Source organism: Micromonospora marina (assembly GCF_900091565.1).
Classification (GTDB): Bacteria; Actinomycetota; Actinomycetes; order Mycobacteriales; family Micromonosporaceae; genus Micromonospora; species Micromonospora marina.
This window is the reverse complement of the sequence record NZ_FMCV01000006.1, coordinates 138231-153441: the sequence shown is the minus strand read 5'-3', so window position 1 is coordinate 153441 and position 15211 is coordinate 138231. Positions and strand designations below refer to the sequence as shown.

The 15211-nt window shown below is 74.0% G+C and carries 19 protein-coding genes; 13 read left to right on the top strand and 6 right to left on the bottom strand.

Going from position 1 to position 15211, the window contains the following annotated elements; all coding sequences use genetic code 11:
- Positions 1-3: 3 nt before the first annotated feature.
- Entirely contained in the window at positions 4-3276 is a 3273-nt protein-coding gene (locus GA0070215_RS10580; RefSeq protein ID WP_091044636.1) for a hypothetical protein, read from the bottom strand.
- A gap of 241 nt (positions 3277-3517) precedes the next feature.
- Between GA0070215_RS10580 and GA0070215_RS10575 the strand changes: the two genes are divergently transcribed.
- Positions 3518-4393 (top strand): sulfotransferase domain-containing protein, encoded by an 876-nt coding sequence (locus tag GA0070215_RS10575; RefSeq protein WP_091044633.1) that lies wholly within the window; start codon positions 3518-3520, stop codon positions 4391-4393.
- Between the two features lie 21 nt (positions 4394-4414).
- A complete protein-coding gene (locus GA0070215_RS10570; RefSeq protein WP_091044630.1) occupies positions 4415-5125 on the top strand; it encodes a helix-turn-helix domain-containing protein in 711 nt (236 codons plus the stop codon).
- Here GA0070215_RS10570 and GA0070215_RS10565 read toward each other — a convergent pair.
- Together GA0070215_RS10565 and GA0070215_RS10560 are read right to left on the bottom strand one after the other, a co-directional pair.
- Positions 5107-5685 carry a dihydrofolate reductase family protein gene (locus GA0070215_RS10565; RefSeq protein WP_026268137.1) on the bottom strand — a complete coding sequence of 193 codons (579 nt, stop codon included), beginning with the start codon at positions 5683-5685 and terminating at the stop codon, positions 5107-5109. The two genes, GA0070215_RS10570 and GA0070215_RS10565, sit on opposite strands and share 19 nt — an antisense overlap.
- Before the next feature lie 54 nt (positions 5686-5739).
- The gene (locus GA0070215_RS10560; protein WP_026268138.1) at positions 5740-6204 is read right to left on the bottom strand and encodes a rhodanese-like domain-containing protein; all 465 of its coding nucleotides are present in this window, start codon (positions 6202-6204) and stop codon (positions 5740-5742) included.
- 62 nt (positions 6205-6266) lie between these two features.
- Between GA0070215_RS10560 and GA0070215_RS10555 the strand changes: the two genes are divergently transcribed.
- Positions 6267-7259 carry a helix-turn-helix domain-containing protein gene (locus GA0070215_RS10555; protein WP_091044627.1) on the top strand — a complete coding sequence of 331 codons (993 nt, stop codon included), beginning with the start codon at positions 6267-6269 and terminating at the stop codon, positions 7257-7259.
- Here GA0070215_RS10555 and GA0070215_RS28665 read toward each other — a convergent pair.
- A complete protein-coding gene (locus tag GA0070215_RS28665) occupies positions 7232-7432 on the bottom strand; it encodes a helix-turn-helix domain-containing protein (protein WP_244166946.1) in 201 nt (66 codons plus the stop codon). The genes GA0070215_RS10555 and GA0070215_RS28665 overlap by 28 nt on opposite strands.
- 149 nt (positions 7433-7581) lie before the next feature.
- Between GA0070215_RS28665 and GA0070215_RS10545 the strand changes: the two genes are divergently transcribed.
- Entirely contained in the window at positions 7582-8325 is a 744-nt protein-coding gene (locus tag GA0070215_RS10545; protein ID WP_244166945.1) for a hypothetical protein, read from the top strand.
- A gap of 162 nt (positions 8326-8487) precedes the next feature.
- Here GA0070215_RS10545 and GA0070215_RS10540 read toward each other — a convergent pair whose 3' ends face one another.
- On the bottom strand, positions 8488-8913 hold the full coding sequence (locus GA0070215_RS10540) for an iron chaperone (RefSeq protein ID WP_091044620.1): 426 nt from the start codon (positions 8911-8913) through the stop codon (positions 8488-8490).
- A gap of 144 nt (positions 8914-9057) precedes the next feature.
- Here GA0070215_RS10540 and GA0070215_RS10535 point away from each other — a divergent pair, with 144 nt between their 5' ends.
- From GA0070215_RS10535 to GA0070215_RS10505, 7 genes are all read left to right on the top strand, one after another.
- Positions 9058-9795, top strand: a complete 738-nt coding sequence (locus GA0070215_RS10535; RefSeq protein WP_091044617.1) for a VOC family protein — start codon at positions 9058-9060, stop codon at positions 9793-9795.
- 54 nt (positions 9796-9849) lie between these two features.
- Positions 9850-10101 carry a DUF664 domain-containing protein gene (locus GA0070215_RS10530; protein WP_091044614.1) on the top strand — a complete coding sequence of 84 codons (252 nt, stop codon included), beginning with the start codon at positions 9850-9852 and terminating at the stop codon, positions 10099-10101.
- A gap of 85 nt (positions 10102-10186) precedes the next feature.
- Positions 10187-10801 (top strand): dihydrofolate reductase family protein, encoded by a 615-nt coding sequence (locus GA0070215_RS10525; RefSeq protein WP_091044611.1) that lies wholly within the window; start codon positions 10187-10189, stop codon positions 10799-10801.
- A 47-nt stretch (positions 10802-10848) separates the two neighbouring features.
- Positions 10849-11745 (top strand): hypothetical protein, encoded by an 897-nt coding sequence (locus GA0070215_RS10520; protein WP_091044608.1) that lies wholly within the window; start codon positions 10849-10851, stop codon positions 11743-11745.
- Complete coding sequence (locus GA0070215_RS28660; RefSeq protein ID WP_208600322.1) at positions 11742-11909, top strand: hypothetical protein; 168 nt, start codon at positions 11742-11744, stop codon at positions 11907-11909. The genes GA0070215_RS10520 and GA0070215_RS28660 overlap by 4 nt, the downstream gene beginning before the upstream one ends.
- Positions 11910-11996: 87 nt before the next feature.
- Positions 11997-12941, top strand: a complete 945-nt coding sequence (locus tag GA0070215_RS10510; protein WP_091044600.1) for an FAD-dependent oxidoreductase — start codon at positions 11997-11999, stop codon at positions 12939-12941.
- Between the two features lie 55 nt (positions 12942-12996).
- Complete coding sequence (locus GA0070215_RS10505; RefSeq protein WP_091044596.1) at positions 12997-13539, top strand: hypothetical protein; 543 nt, start codon at positions 12997-12999, stop codon at positions 13537-13539.
- A 9-nt stretch (positions 13540-13548) separates the two neighbouring features.
- On the opposite strand, the gene GA0070215_RS10500 is transcribed toward GA0070215_RS10505, so the two are convergent.
- Positions 13549-13833, bottom strand: coding sequence for a hypothetical protein (locus GA0070215_RS10500; protein WP_208600321.1), 285 nt, complete (start codon positions 13831-13833; stop codon positions 13549-13551).
- Positions 13834-13899: 66 nt separating this feature from the next.
- Here GA0070215_RS10500 and GA0070215_RS29820 point away from each other — a divergent pair, with 66 nt between their 5' ends.
- Together GA0070215_RS29820 and GA0070215_RS10485 are read left to right on the top strand one after the other, a co-directional pair.
- Positions 13900-14088: a hypothetical protein gene (locus tag GA0070215_RS29820; protein ID WP_018786469.1), complete on the top strand. Its 189-nt coding sequence runs from the start codon at positions 13900-13902 to the stop codon at positions 14086-14088.
- A gap of 855 nt (positions 14089-14943) precedes the next feature.
- Complete coding sequence (locus GA0070215_RS10485; protein ID WP_091044590.1) at positions 14944-15156, top strand: hypothetical protein; 213 nt, start codon at positions 14944-14946, stop codon at positions 15154-15156.
- Positions 15157-15211 lie beyond the last annotated feature (55 nt).

Here is a 15211-nt window from a genome sequence, read left to right as displayed (position 1 = left end):
GCGTCAGCTCATGTCGAGCGTGTACGCGGCCTCCCGCACGTCGGCGTCGGGGTGACGGCGCAAGCCGACGAGCAGGTCCCGCCACGGCGTCTTCCAGCCGAACTCCGACCCGTGCGCGACGAGCGCCACCGCGAACAGCCCACCGGCCAGGTCGCCGCGCCCGGCGAGGTGGGCCACCGTGCCGGCGAGGGCCGCCGGCTCGGGCCGCCGCCGCATGGTGAGCAGGCGGTCGCCGACGCGTTGCGCGGTGCGCACCGCGACCACGGGCCGACCGGTGCAGAGCGCGGCGACCTCGTCCAGGTCGTCGAGGCGGCCGAGGTCGACGAGCAGTCCGGTGGCCGTACCCAGGAAGCCGTCCCGGCCGGCGAGCCACCGCGCGGCCTCGACCAGCCCGGCCCGGTCGGCGCCGGCCGGGCGGCTGTCGGACCACAGGGCCGCGCCCTCCGCGAGCGACTCGACGCGCCGCCGGGCCCGCCGGTCGGTCACCGGGCCGCCGGGGTCGCCGTCGGCGGCGTCCCGCTCCACCAGCCGGGTCAGCGCGGCCCGGAACGCCGCGTCGCCACCGGCCCGCAGCAGGTTCGCCACGCCGATCCCCGGCGTCGTCTCGTCCGGGTCGGTGAGCCGGTCCACGACCAGATCGGTGACGCCCGTCAGCCACTGCGACCACTCGCCGAGCGCGTCGAACGCCGCGCGGCGGACCTCCCGGTCGTCGGCGCGGCACGCCTGCACCATGAGCGCGGCGTAGGTGCGGCGGTGGCGCTGTGAGATCCCGGACGGGTACGCGCCGAGCACCGCCCGCCGCTCCTCCCGGCCGGCGTGCACCGCCGCGTGCAGGACCGTCCACCCCGCCTCGGTCCCCAGCCGCTGCCGGGCGGCGGAGACGATCGCCGCGCGCACGTCGCGGTGCGTGTCCGGATCGGCGTACGCCTCGGCGAGCACCGCCGTCACGTCCACGTGCGCGTGGCGGGCCAGGAGCCGGGCGGCCTCCTTGCGGCTGGTGATCTTCGCGGCGCCGGTCAGCACCGTGCTCAGCAGTTCGGCCAGGCGGGCCGGCGGGACGTACCGGGCGGCGCGCCCGGCCGCGTACAGCGCGACGCGTGCCCGGTCGCCGTCGGCGTACCGGAGCAACAGCGGGAACGCCTCGTCCGGCCGGTCGGTCCAGACCAGCGCGCCCAGCGCCGCCTCGGCCACCGGCACCTCGGACGCGTCGATGTGGCGCAGCACCAGTTCGCGTCCGGCCGGGCCGGCCCCGGCAGCGGCCCGGATCGCCGCCGCCCGCTGCCACACCTGGTGACCGGAGTCGGCGACGACGCGCGCCTGAAGCGCCACGAAGCGTTCCTGGTGGCGGGGGAGCCACCGCTGCGCGTGCGGCGCCGGGCCGGGCACCCACCGCTTCCCGTTCTCCACGAACCGGCCGCGCGGGGGCCGGTCCAGCACCCGGTCGAGCAGGTCGGTACGGGACTCGCAGACGGTCGTCCACACCTCGTGGATCGCGATCGCCGACGCGTCGATGTCGAGCACCTCGGCGACGCGCCGCGAGCGGGTACGTGGGTCGGCGAGCCAGAGCCGGGCCGCCGTCCGGGCCACAGCGGGCAGGGTGTCCGGACCGATCGCCCGGCGCAGCAGGTCCTGCAGCTCCGGCAGCCGCCGGGCCCGCCGGCCGAGCGCGTGGGTGAGCGCGAACAGCAGGCCGTACCGGCCGCGCGCCATGCCGGCCTCGATCCGGCCGCGCAGCCGGTCGAACACCACCGTCTCCTGGCCGTGCCGCAGCACCGTGTCGAAGCGGCGCAGCACCGGAACGTCCGCGTCGCTGCTCACCGCGTCGATCGTGCGCAGGGCCCACTCGACCAGCTCCGGCTCGTCCACGTGAAGGGTGAGGACGTCGACCGCGAGCCGGCTCAACGCGGTGGTGGTGGCCGCCGAGGTGTCCCGCGCGTCGACCGCGTCGGTGGTGAGCCCGGTCAGCGCGCCTGCGCTCGTGGCGGTGAGCAGCGGCGCCGCAGGCACCAGCGCGGTGAGCGCGGCGGCGCGTACCGGGTCCTGCTCGTTGCGCAGCCGGCCGAGCCGGACCACCACCTGGGCCACCGTGCGCGGGTCGCGGGAGCGTCGCGCGGCCGCCACCAGCAGCCGCCAGCCGTCCGCCCGTTCGTCCGCGTCACCCGAGCGCAGCGCCGCGCTCGCCGACGCGGACGCCTCCGGCCACGGCAGGTACGCGCTCCAGAACCGCACCTGCTCCGCCCGCTCGCGGACCGACGGCAGGGCCAGCACCCGGGCCGCCTCGCGCGCCCGTACCGCCGCCGGCAGCACCTCCATCACCGCGGCGCCGGGTAGCAGCGCCGTGGTGTCGGTGTCGGCCAGCGCCCCGTCGTACAGCTCGGCGCGGCGGCTCGGCGCGACGGCGCGCAGCAACGCGGCCAGCGCGTGGTCGTGCTCCCGCAGCCGGGCGGCCAGCGGGACCAGTTCGCCGGTGGGCAGCGCGGCGAGGCGGCGCAGCAGCGCCCGGGGCAGCGTGGTCCGGGCCAGCCAGGCCGCGCGGTCGGGCGACGTGAGCAGGCGGACGACTCGGCGCGCGTCGTGTGCGGCGAGCCGCCCGTACGCGACGAGCGGGCCGGGCAGCGACTCCTCGGGCGCGTACGCGTCGAGCAGGTCCAGCGCCCGCGCCGGATCGCCGTGCAGCACCGCACCGGCGACCTCCGCCCAGATCCGCCCGCGGGACTCCGGCGGGGCCGCGGCCATCCGCTCACCGGTGCGCGCCAGCACGATGTCGGAGTGCGACCGCATCAGCCGCTCGGGGTTCAGCGCGTGTTCCAGGTCGGGCAGCCACGCCCGTACCGTCTCGGGGCCGCAGGCCGGCAGCAACGCGGCGGCCTCGTGGTCACCGAACCGCTCGCGTACGCCGATGATCAGTGCGTCGGCGACGGCCGGCGCCGGGTTGCGGCGCAGTGCCCGGTAGACGCGCCGCCGCGCGTCCGCCGGCCGCTCGGTCAGGTCGGCGGGCGTCACGCCGGCCCGCACGGCGGCGGTCAGTGCGGTGGCGGCGATCGAGGGCTCCGGGTCGAACGTCGCGGCCAGGACGGCCGCGGTGTCCCGGGTGGCCAGCGCGGCGAGCAGCGCGAGACGCCGCTCGTAGGGGCCGTGCCGGCGCAGGTCGGCGCAGACCGGCGCCCGGTCGGGTGCGGTGCGTGCCCACGCCACGAGGCGCCGCGTCCGGTCGCGGTGGGACAGCGGGTCGAGGGCGGTCAGCAGATCGGTGGTGGCGGTGAGCACGGCGCTCATTGTGCCGGTGCGCGGCGGGCGCTGCCGCCCCCAGCAGTCATCTGCAAATCCTATGGAGATTGTAGATTTTCAGCCGACTCCCAGGTGATCGGGATTGACATTAATCGGACCGTCGGGGATATTCCTAGCGGCGCGTCGGGGCGCGGGGCGGAGCAGGCGAGGTTTGCGGACTTCACCTGCGTGACGTGCGGAAAGGTGTTCGTACTGCCCCTGCTCCGCGGGGTCCGGATGAGGTTGGGAAATGATTAATCGGGCCGTCGAATTCGCCAAGCACAATTCGCCGAATTCTCTGCGCGTCAAGGCCCGGCGGGCGCAGATGGAAGCGCGCAACGCCCGCATGCGGCTCACCGTCCCGGTGGTGGCCCACAGCGAGTTCGCCAACATCTTCCACTGCACCGTCCGTAAGACCGGCAGCCAGTGGATCAAAGCGCTGTTCAGCGACCCGGCCGTCTACCGCCACTGCGGGCTGCTGCCCTACGACCCGCGCTTCTACTCCGGCGGCGCGACCGCCCCGGTGCCGGCCGGCCGCATCGGCCTGGCGATCTTCCTTTCCCACAAGCGGTTCGAGGCGGTGCCCAAGGCCGGCAGCTACCGCGCGTTCTTCGTGATCCGCGATCCGCGCGACGTGGTCGTGTCCAGCTACTTCTCGCTGCGCAACTCGCACGCCCCGATGGGCGACATCCCGCAGGCGCGTAAGGCCCTCCAGGAACTGCCGAAGAAGGAGGGCATGCTCTACGTCATCGACCGCCTGCGCGACAAGAAGCAGTTCGGGCAGATGCGGTCCTGGGCGGCCGCGCCGAGCGACGAGACGTTCCGGCTGTTCCGCTACGAGGACCTGACCGGCGAGCGGCAGGCCGACGAGGTCGACCAGCTCATGCGCCACTGCGGCATCACGCTGCCGCCGGCCGAGCTGGAGGCCCTGCTGAACCGCTACAGCTTCACCAAGATGAAGAAGTCGAAGGAGACCCCCGGGCGGATCTCCCACTACCGCAAGGGCGCGTCCGGCGACTGGCGCAACCACTTCGACGACGACATCTACGCCGCGTACACGAAGGCGGCCGGTGACCTCGCCGAGATCCTCGGCTACCCTGACCGGGACGAGGCCCCCGCCCACTGACGGCCCCCGTATGCTCCTGCCGTGGAGCTGCGGTTCACGACGCGGGCGTCCGACTCGGCCTGGATCGACACCGTGTGGACGTGCACCAACGACCGGGTCGACGAGATGACCTCGGTGGCGACGCCGTGCTGGGGACTCGTGTTCTGGCAGCGCGACGGGCACTCGTACGCGGCCGTCTCCGGGCCGGAGACCGCCACCGGCACCGCGCCGGTGCCCGAGGGCGCGACATTCGTCGGCATCGAGTTCGCGGTGGGCACCTCGCTGCGGCTCGTACCCACGCCCGCGCTGGTGGACAGCGGCGCCGAGCTGCCCGACGTGAGCCGCCGGACGTTCCGCCTCGACGGCGGCCGGTGGGCGACGCCTGGCCCGGACGACGCCGAGGCCCTGGTGGACCGGCTGGTCCGGGCCGGTGTGGTGGTCCGCGACCCGCTCGTCACCGAGACGTTGCGCGGCGGCCGTCCATCGGCGTCACCGCGTACCCTCGAACGCCGGTTCCGGGCGGCGACCGGGCTGACCCGGGGCGCGGTGCGGCAGATCGACCGTGCGCGCCGCGCCGCCGTGCTGCTGGCCGCGGGCGGCCCGCCCGCCGACGCGGTCACCACCTTCGGGTACGTGGACGAACCGCACCTGGCCCGCGCGCTGCGCCGGTACGTCGGGCGGACGGCCGGTGAGCTGCGCGCGGGCGCCGGTGGTGCGATAGCGCTGGACCCGGCTCAGCGGGTCACGTCGTAGATCATCTTGACGACGCCGTTGGGATAGGCGGCGCAGTCGCGCAGCCGCAGCGTCTGCCGGTCCCGGTCCGCCTGGCTGAACAGGCCCTTGCCGGCGCCGAGCAGCACCGGGAAGACGAGCAGGTGGTACCTGTCGATCAGGTCCGCCTCGGCGAGACGACGGGCGAGTTCCGCGCTGCCGTGGACGAAGATGTCACCGCCCTCGCCCTGCTTGAGCGCGGCGACATCGGCGGTGCTCCGCAGGACGGTCAGCGGCCCCCAGCCGTCGATCAGCGCGTCCTCGGACAGGCTGGACGACACCACGTACTTCGGCAGGTCCCGGTAGGCGGCGTGGTCCTCGGAGTCGCGCCAGGTCGGCGCGAACGCCTCGTAGCTGCGCCGCCCGAACATCAGCGCCGTGGTCTGCGCCAGCTCCTCGCCCTTGAGCGAGAACGCCTCCGGCAGGAACTCGACGTCCTTGACGACCCAGCCGCCGCTGCGGTGCTCCTCGCCCGGGCCGCCGCCGGGGGAGTCCACCACGCCGTCGAGCGACATGAATCCGGTGTAGACAAGATCACGCATGCGGCCATGCTAGGAACGGCCGCGGCCTGCTGTCTTGTACGGAACCGACACGCCTCAGCAGCCGCACGACGCGCCCGCCGGAGCGGTGAGGTCGTCGGCGGGCCGCCGGACCAGCCCTGCCCGGGTCCGGACCGGGAAGCCCTCCCGCACCCAGTACTCGTACCCGCCGATCATCTCCTTGACCGGCCGGCCGAGCCGGGCGAACTCCAGCGCCGCGCGGGTGGCGCCGTTGCAGCCCGGGCCCCAGCAGTAGGTGACCACAGTGGCGTCCGCCGGGATCAGCTCGCTCGCCCGGCCGGCGATCTGGGCGGTGGGCAGGTGCACGGCGCCGGGGATGTGCCCCTGCCGCCACGCCGGAAGGGACCGCGAGTCGACCACGACCAGGCCCGGGACGCCCTTCTCCAGATCGGCGTGCACATCGCTGGCGTCGGCCTCGAAGGCGAGCCGGGCAGCGAAGTGGGCGAGGGCGTCGGCGGGGCGGGCGGCGGGGATGCGCAGGACGTTCGACATGGCACTCATCGTGTCGGCCGCCGTCCGGCCGCTCCAGTGGCGTGAGCGACACCGTTCGCTAAGATCTCGCCATGAACCGTGCCACCGTGTCGGTGCTCGCGTACGAGGGCATGTCGGTGTTCGAGACCGGGATCGTCACGGAGGTCTTCGGCCTGCCCCGCCCCGAGTTCGACGTGCAGTGGTACGAGCTGACCGTCTGCGCGGAGACCCCCGGCGCGGTGCGGCTGGTCGGCGGCGCGACGCTGCACACCGGCCACGGCCTCGACGCGTTCGCCGCCGCCGGCACGCTGATCGTGCCGGGCGTCGCCGACGTGCACGCCGACCCGTCACCGGCGCTCACCGGCGCGCTCCGCGCGGCCCACCGACGCGGCGCCCGGATCGTGTCGATCTGCTCGGGCGCGTTCGCGCTGGCCAGCGCGGGACTGCTCGACGGCCGTCGCGCCACCACCCACTGGCGGTACGCCGACCTGCTCGCCCGGCGCCACCCGGCGGTACGCGTCGACCCGGGCGTGCTCTACGTCGACGACGGGGACATCCTCACCAGCGCCGGCAGCGCGGCCGGTCTCGACCTCTGCGTCCACCTGGTCCGCCGCGACCACGGCCCGACGATCGCCAACGCGGTCGCCCGCCGGCTGGTCGTGCCGCCGCACCGCGCGGGCGGCCAGGCGCAGTTCGTCGAGGCGCCGGTGCCCGGCGACCCCGAGGACGACCGGCTCGCCGCCAGCATGTCCTGGGCGCTGGCGAACCTCGACGCCCCGATCACCGTCGACCGGCTGGCACGGCGGGCGCACATGTCGGCCCGCACCTACCTGCGGCACTTCGCGCGGGCCACCGGCACCACCCCGATCCGCTGGCTGATCGACCGGCGCGTCCAGGCCAGCCTGCCGCTGCTGGAGACCACCACCGCGCCGATCGGGGAGGTCGCCGCGACTGTGGGGTTCGAGACGGCGGTGACGTTCCGGCACCACTTCGCCGCCGCGATGCGGACCTCGCCGTCGGCGTACCGCCGGGCCTTCACCGGGGCGTCAGGCGGTGCTCACGCCCCAGGCAGAGGTACGACGTAGGAGTCCACGCGGGCGATCAGCCCGTCCCGGAACGTGAACAGGTCGTCGAAGGCGAAGCGGAACGGCCCATCGTCGATCCACGTGCGCAGCCGGGTGAGCCGGTCGACGCGCAGCCGGCACGGCCGCCTAGTGCCCTCCCGTCGCTGCTCGACCAGGCCGCAGCGGCGCAGCACGTCGACGTGGTGCGAGATGGCCTGCTGATTAACGGGGGAGCCTCCGCCCCGGAACGCGGCAGGGGGTGCGGGCGTTGGGAAGGCAGGCGCCGTTTCGCGGGACGTGGCATCGGGAACGTCCTCGGGACGGGCACCGGACGGAGGTCGACGTGAGCACACCGAGCCGCGGTAGGCGGATGCTTGGCGTACCCCTGCTCGTTACCGCGCTGCTGGCCGGCGCGTGTGGCGGCGGCGGTGAGAACGACGGGGGCGCCGCGGGCACCACCTCGCCGCCGGCCGCCGGCTCGACGGCCGCGACGCCGTCGGCGTCGGCCTCGTCCGGCGGGCGCGTGACGATTCCGACGTCGGCCTTCGCCGACCTGCCGCCGGAGTTGCGCAAGATCGAGGCGCAGCCGATGGAGGTCACCGACGCGCTGCCCGGGTTGTGCGACCAGGAGTTCCGCAGCGGCGGGCGGTCGGTCACCGCGAGCGCCGCGATGACGAGCGCCTACAAGCAGCCCAAGGACCCGCCGGAGAACGTCCCCTACGGCACGCTGCACCAGACCGTCTTCGCCTTCGAGGGCACCGGCGCCGCCGACTACCTGCGCCGGGTGAGCGGTGCGGTGGCGGACTGCCGGTCGTTCCAGGCCTCGGGCGGCACCGTCACCGTCCGGTCCGAGCCGATGGCCGGGACCGGTGACGAGGCCCTGCTGGTGACGGTGAGCCGACCGGCGGCCAACCTGGACGGCAGCCCGGCCGAGGGGCGGGCCACCAGCCAGATCCTCGTGATCCGGGTCGCGGACGCCGTCACGGTCGTGCACGACCAGGGCTGGGAGGGCAGCAGCAACGACCCCGGCCTGGCCGACGACGTCGCGCGGGCCGCGGTCCGCGGCCTCGAATCCTGGCAGCGCTAGGGCAGACGAAAGCGGAACCACCGGGCAAAATGGGCGGACCACAGCCGGCCCATGACGGGAGCCCGCCATGACCGCACGCCCGGACGTCGTCGTCCCGCGCCCGCGACGCCGCGGCGCCCGCCCTCCGAGCGCCTGACGACGCCGCCGCCTGACGGCACGAGGTCAGGACACGGCGGCGCGCACCAGCTCGGTGATCCTCTTCTCCACCTCCGGGCTCCACTTCACCAGCGCGAACGACGCCGGCCACATGTCGCCGTCGTCGAGGTTGGCCGCGTCCTGGAAGCCCAGCGTCGAGTAGCGGTACTTGAACTTCCCCGCGTCCTGGAAGAAGACGACGATCTTGCCGGCCGCGTTGGCGTACGCGGGCATGCCGTACCAGGTCTTCGCCGACAGGTCCGGCGCGGCGGTGGTGATCGTGGCGTGCACGCGCTCGGCCAGATTCCGGTCCTCCGGCGCCATCTGCGCGATCCGGTCGAGGACCGCCTGGAGGTCGTCGGCCTTCTTCGCGCCCTTCCTGCCCTCGGAGCGCAGCTCGGCCGCACGCTCCTTCATCGCGGCGCGTTCCTCGGCGCTGAAACCGTCGGACATCTCGATCCCCCCTCGTGGCTCGCGGTCCGCGTGGTGCCGACCGCCTGACGACAACGCTATGGCGCGGCGGTGACGGTGCGCTTCTTGATTCCTGATCACCTGCCGGGACCACGGCGATCCGGCGCGGCACCTACCATCGCCGCCATGGCGACCCGGCTCGTACAGATCAACATGAAGGCCCACGACGAGGTGGCGCTCGGCGGCTTCTGGGCGAAGGTGCTCGGCTGGGAGATCTCCAGCGAGGAACCCGGTGTGACGAACCTCGAACCCGAGGGCTTCACGTACCCGGACCCCCGCGCCGTCTGCATCGACCTCGTCGTCTCCTCCGAGCCGAAGACGGCGAAGAACCGCGTCCACATCGACCTCGCGACCACCTCGGCCGCGCACCACGCGGAGGTGGTCGCGCGCCTGACCGCGCTCGGCGCCACCCCCGCCGACGTGGGTCAGGGCGACGTGCAGTGGACGGTCCTCGCCGACCCGGAGGGCAACGAGTTCTGCGTACGGGATCCGAACCCGCGGCACGCGGACGCCGGACCGATCGCCGAGGTGGTGGTCGACTGCGCCGACCCGCGTGCCATGGCCGCGTTCTGGGGCCGGGCCACCGACTGGACCGTGCACGAGGTGACCGACCAGAAGGCGGTGCTGCGCTCCGCTCAGGGCGTCGGGCCGTACCTGCGATTCGCCCGCACGGCCGACGCGAAGACCGGATGGAACCGCGTCCACCTCGACGTCCGCCCGTACCCGTCGGACGACCTGGACGCCGAGACCGCCCGCCTGCGGGCCCTCGGCGCCGTCGACGCCGACCTGGGCGCAGCCGAGCCCCCGTGGCGGGTGCTGGTCGACCCGGAGGGCAACGAGTTCTGCGTCCTCACCCCGGGCTGACGCCGGCCGCCGCGCCCCCACGGATCTCGCCGGCTGCCTATGCTTCGGCGATGGGTGACGCGAGCCGCCGAGACCGAGGCCGGGGCGCTGCTGGCCGTTCTCGAACGGAACCGGCGGACCTTCGCCTGGAAGACCGACGGGCTCGACGACGGGCCTGCGCACGGTGACCGCCGCGAGCACCATGAACCCGGCGACCTGATCGCGAACATGGCCCTGGTCGAGGCGGACTGGCTGGCCGTGACGACGGCCGGTGAGGGTTACGGGCCGCCCTGGGAGAGCGTCGACGTCGACGCCGAGCCCAACTGAAAGCCGGTGACGTCGTAGCGGGCCGATGAGTTCGACCCGGTACGGCGGTCAACCCGTCGAACCTCACCTGAGAAGGAGCACCGCGATGGCCACTGTCATCTCCACACTGTTCATCTCGGCCGACGGTGTCGCCGAGATCGACCCCGACTGGCACTTCCCGTACTTCGACGACAACATGGGCCGCGCCGTCGGCGAGGACTACGACACCTCGGACGTGCTGCTGATCGGGCGCGAGACGTACGACAGCTTCGCCGGTGCCTGGCCGGACCGGGAGGCCGCCGGCGGTGAGGACGCGCCGTTCGCCAAGCAGCTCGGCGACACGCGCAAGGTCGTCGTCTCGCGCCAGCCGCTGGAGTTCTCCTGGCGCAACTCCGAGCTGATCCAGGGCGACCTGGTGGACGCCGTGCGCGCGCTCAAGGCCGACAGCGGCGTCAAGGGCATCCTCATCCCCGGCTCGATCTCGGTGGTGCAGCAGCTGCTCGCCGCGGGTCTGGTGGACGAGCTGCGGCTGCTGGTGCACCCGGTGGCCGCCCGCAAGGGCCGCCGGCTGTTCGACGAGGGCGACGCGCCCTACCACCTGCGGGTGGCCGCGACGGAGGCGTACCCGAGCGGCGTGCTCCGGGTGATCTACACCCCGGCGCCGGCGCCGGGTGCGGTCGGCTACGACGACGTCAAGGACCAGGTGCCGGCCGGCAGCTGACGATCACGGGGCGGCGGCGGACCGGTGTGTCGTGAAAGAATCCGCCGGTGCGTCGGGCTCCGCTGCTGCTGATCCTCGCGGCGGTGTCCGCCGTCGCCCACGTCGTCGGCGTCCTGGTGGCCGCCCCGCTCTGGCGCGGTGCCGAGGTGCTGAGCCTGGCGCTGCTGCTCGCGTACGCCGTCGCCGCCGGACTGCCGGCTCCGCGCTGGGCGGTGCCGGTGGGGTTCGTACCGCTGATCGTGGACGCGGTCCGCACCATGCCGGCCGAGCCGGGCGCCGGGGATTTCGGCTGGATGATGGACGCCAGCGGCGACAGCGCCTTCGACCGTACGGCCGGCTTCGACGCGGCGCTCGACGGGAGCTGGGCGACGCTGGCCGCGGTGGCGGTGCTGCTGGTCGCGTTCCGTGGCCGCGGACGGCGCCGGCACCTGATCGCCGCGGCGGTCGCCGCCGCCCCCGTCGTCGGGTACGCGGCAGTCCGGGTCACCGACATCGGCACCGCCGTCGCCGCGAGCACCCGGGTCGTGGAGGTCCGCACCGGGACCACGCTGACCCGGGTGGGCGGCCCGGGGTACGACCAGGCCGATGTCGTGCCCGCGCTCGTCCTCGCGGTGCTGCCGCCGCTGGCGCTCGCACTCGCCGCACTGGCACTCGCCGTGCTGCTCGCCGGGCGGGGCCGGCGGCTCGCCGCGACCGGCGCGGCACTGCTGGCGGTGCTCGCCCTGCCGCTGCTGGACGCCGGCATCGGGGCGGTGCCGCTGCCCTATTCGGTCGACAGCACCGCCCTGTTCGCCTGGTACGCAGTCACACCCACCCGGATGCTGCCGCAGCCCGTACCTGCCCTCACGGCGGTGGTGGAGCTGGCCGCGTACCTGCTGCTCGTCGCGGGCCTGACCGGCGCGGACCGCGCCGCACCGGCGGTGCCCGCGTCGGTGGCCGAATGACGCGTCCGCCTCGGCGGGAGTACCTCCTGCAACTGTTCCGCAACTGCGACATGTCCGCGACCTGCGGGGCAGGGTCGGTCCGCAGCCCGCCGATCGCCGCGTTGACGGCGGTGACGATGTGCGCGATCAGCTCCTCGGAGCCGAGCCGCATCAGCCGTGGCTAGCCCGTGTGCTGCCCCGTCTTGGACAACGGCTACGCCGGGCGGCGACGATCGGCGGGACGACGACGGTACGGGCGACGGGAGCGGATCATGACGAAGGCGGACGTGGTGGTGGTCGGCGGCGGCGTGGTCGGCCTGACGACGGCGCTCACGCTCCAGCGGCGGGGCGCACACGTCACAGTGCTGACCGCCCACGACCCGGCGGACACGGTGTCGACGGTGGCCGCCGCAGTCTGGTACCCGAGCCACACCGAGGCGGATCCCCGGGTGCTGCGCTGGGCCCGGGACACCCACGCCGAGCTGCGCCGCCAGGCCGCCGACGGCGTGCCGGGGGTGGTCGACCGGCCCACCCGGATGTGGTTGCGCCACCGCTACGCCGGGCCGCCCTGGTGGGCCGACGCCTGCGGCGACCTGACGGTCGAGCCGGCCCAGCCGCCGTACACCGCGCTGCTGCGGTTCACCGCCCCGTCGGTGGAGATGACCAGCTACCTCGCCTGGCTGCGGCAGCGCCTGGAGGCGGGCGGGGGCCGGATCGTGCGCCGTGCGCTGGCCGCGCTCGCCGAGGCGTACGAGGTCGCGCCGGTCGTGGTGAACGCGACCGGACTGGCCGCCGGCCGCCTCGCCGCCGACCCGGCCGTGTTCCCGGCGCGCGGGCACGTCCTGCTGGTGGCGAACCCGGGCCTGACCGTGTCGGTGCGCGACGAGGACGACCCGGCCGGCGTCACGTATGTGCACCCGCGCCGGCACGACGTCGTGCTCGGCGGCACCTACCAGGCGGGAGTCGGGCACACCCGCCCCGACCCGGAGGAGGCGGCGGCGATCCGGCGCCGGTGCGTGGCGCTGGTGCCGCAGCTCGCGGACGCGCCGCTGCTGGGGGAGCGGATCGGGCTGCGGCCCGCCCGGCACGGCGGCCCCCGGGTCGAGGTGGACCCGGCGGACCGGCGGCTCGTGCACGCGTACGGACACGGCGGGGCCGGGGTGACGCTGTCCTGGGGTTGCGCCGCCGAGGTGGCCGATCTGGCCCTGAGCGTCTGACCGTCCCGGCGCTGTCGGCCCACCGCCGGAGCGCGCGGGCGGTAACCTCGGGCCGGTGTCCGCCCGCCGTGCCGCACTGTCCGCTCTGGTCGCCCTGATCTTCGTCCACATCGGCTGCACGGTGGTCGCGCTCGCGGCCTACAGCCACCGGATCGGCCTGGTGACCCACGACGGCTCCGGTTTCCTGGTGGAGTTGCTCGACGCCGTGGTGCCCCTGCGTGACCTGCTGCCCGCCGTGCTCTGGCTGCTGCCGGTCACGCTGCTCGTCACGTTCGCGACCCTCGGCCGGTGGGCCGCCCGGCGGATCGTGCGCCCCGGCGACGAGCGGCTACCGGCGGCGGCGTGGACCGCCGGCATCGCCGCGGTGCTGCTCAACCCGCTCGCGGCCGTCCGCTACGCGTCCGCCACGGCCGGGGGCGGCGAACACATGCGTACGGTGCAGGTGGAGACCACCCTGCTGGTGCTCGCCGCGGCGGCGGCCACCACGATCGGCGCGCTCGCCGTCGCCGGGTTCGTCCGGCGCTCCGACACGGTGAGCCCGGCGTCCCGGCGGGTGCGCGTGGACGACTGGTCCGCGGACGCGGCGGGACGCGACTGACCTGCTCGCTCAGAGGTGTCTCGTCCACGCGACGAACCGGTGGAACAGTTCGTCGGGGCGAGGGCCCGGATCGAGGTTGAGTCTCAGCAGGTCGGCGGTGGCGTCGAACAGGCAGCCAGCCATGTAGATCGACAGCGCCACCCGGTCGCGGCGGTACTCCAGCAGTAACAGCAGGCGCGCGGGCTGACACGGCCACGGGCCGGCGCAGACCCGGCACAGCCACAGCGGCCGGATCGCCACGTGCGGCCGGATCGCTCTGGGTGGGCGGCCCTGGGTCGGCGAGGAAGTCGGCATACCCATACGGTGACCGAGGCGTTGACCTGAGTCAAGGAGCCAGGGCAACTGTCTAGCGTCCGACCTATGGAGCTGGTGGGCGCAGCCGAGATCCGCGTGATGCTGGGTGGCATCAGCAAGCAGCGCGTCTACGTGATCACCAGTCACCGCAACTTCCCGGAGCCAGTGGCTGACCTGGTGCAGGGCAAGGTCTGGCTGAAGTCGGACGTGCAGAAATGGATCAAGGAGCACCGGCCCGAGCTGGCGGCTGACTGATCAGGTTCGCATGCGCGGGCACTCCGCCTGTGCGCCGCGGTCACCGCTCCAGCACGGTGAGCCATTCGGCGGGGCGTGCCGTACACGACAGCCACGTCGATGCGTTCCGCCGACCGGGAACGGATCAGCTCGGACAACGCGGCGAGCAGCCGCTCGTCGCGTTCGCCGCCGAGCGCGCGCTCGGTGTGCTCGGTGAACTCGTGGTCGGCGTACCGCTCGTCGGTGGCCGACGGCAGGTCGTTCACCTCGACCTCGGGTGAGAGCAGGCGCTGGGTGCCGCCGAAGAACTGCATCACCGTCACGAACGGGATTACCAGCCACATCTGGAGGCGGTACCGCAGCGGCATCGCCCGCCAGCCCTGGGCGAACTCCTGCGCCGACACGTCCGGGTTGAGCGCCTCGACGCCGAGAGACGCGTACGGAATGGGGTCTGTCACCAGGCCGGAGCGCCGGTTGGCCGGCATGATCCGGTAGGTGAGTGTCAACGCCGAGCCGACCGCCGACCGGCCGCTGACGCCCTCGACGACGAGCAGGTCGCATTCGCGGAGCCGTTTCGTGACCGCCGCGTAGAACCCCGGGCTCGCCACGTGGAGCATCGGGAACACCAGGAACTCCAACCGGTTGCCGGGCCGGCGTAGGCGGAGCACGGCGGAGCGGGTGCCGACGATGCTGTGTTCGATGATCTGCATGCCTGCCCCCGTGGCATCGGCTGCTGTTGTCGGCAGGGTAGGGCTGCCCGGCAAACCGTCCCGCGGACCGGTCAGGAATCGAGAAGCCTCGGGCGGGCGCCCGGACCTGGCGTTTCCGGCACGGGCCTCCCCGCCGGGGAGGCCACCGGGGAAAGGTCGTCGACCCATGGACACGCGCATCCGCCAGCTGCACCGCTGGTTCTCCGTCGCCTTCACCGTGACCGTCGTGATCACCTTCGTCGCGCTGGCCCGGAAGGACCCGATCGTGTGGGTCTCCTACGTGCCGCTGCTTCCGCTCGCCCTGCTCCTGATCAGCGGCCTCTACCTGTTCGCGCTGCCGTACCTGCGGCGCCGCCGTACCGCCGCGTGGCCGCGCTGAGCTGGGGATTACCGGGGCCGGTCAGCGGGCATCACCGACGAATGGACCACAAGGT

Coding starts and splice junctions, on each gene's coding strand:
- GA0070215_RS10525 (WP_091044611.1), top strand. CDS start 10,187: ATGGCCACTGTCATCTCCACACTGTTCATCTCGGCCGACGGTGTCGCC.
- GA0070215_RS10555 (WP_091044627.1), top strand. CDS start 6,267: ATGAACCGTGCCACCGTGTCGGTGCTCGCGTACGAGGGCATGTCGGTG.
- GA0070215_RS10575 (WP_091044633.1), top strand. CDS start 3,518: ATGATTAATCGGGCCGTCGAATTCGCCAAGCACAATTCGCCGAATTCT.
- GA0070215_RS28660 (WP_208600322.1), top strand. CDS start 11,742: ATGACGCGTCCGCCTCGGCGGGAGTACCTCCTGCAACTGTTCCGCAAC.
- GA0070215_RS10500 (WP_208600321.1), bottom strand. CDS start 13,833: ATGCCGACTTCCTCGCCGACCCAGGGCCGCCCACCCAGAGCGATCCGG.
- GA0070215_RS29820 (WP_018786469.1), top strand. CDS start 13,900: ATGGAGCTGGTGGGCGCAGCCGAGATCCGCGTGATGCTGGGTGGCATC.
- GA0070215_RS10580 (WP_091044636.1), bottom strand. CDS start 3,276: ATGAGCGCCGTGCTCACCGCCACCACCGATCTGCTGACCGCCCTCGAC.
- GA0070215_RS10510 (WP_091044600.1), top strand. CDS start 11,997: ATGACGAAGGCGGACGTGGTGGTGGTCGGCGGCGGCGTGGTCGGCCTG.
- GA0070215_RS10535 (WP_091044617.1), top strand. CDS start 9,058: ATGGCGACCCGGCTCGTACAGATCAACATGAAGGCCCACGACGAGGTG.
- GA0070215_RS10485 (WP_091044590.1), top strand. CDS start 14,944: ATGGACACGCGCATCCGCCAGCTGCACCGCTGGTTCTCCGTCGCCTTC.
- GA0070215_RS10560 (WP_026268138.1), bottom strand. CDS start 6,204: ATGAGTGCCATGTCGAACGTCCTGCGCATCCCCGCCGCCCGCCCCGCC.
- GA0070215_RS10540 (WP_091044620.1), bottom strand. CDS start 8,913: ATGTCCGACGGTTTCAGCGCCGAGGAACGCGCCGCGATGAAGGAGCGT.
- GA0070215_RS10565 (WP_026268137.1), bottom strand. CDS start 5,685: ATGCGTGATCTTGTCTACACCGGATTCATGTCGCTCGACGGCGTGGTG.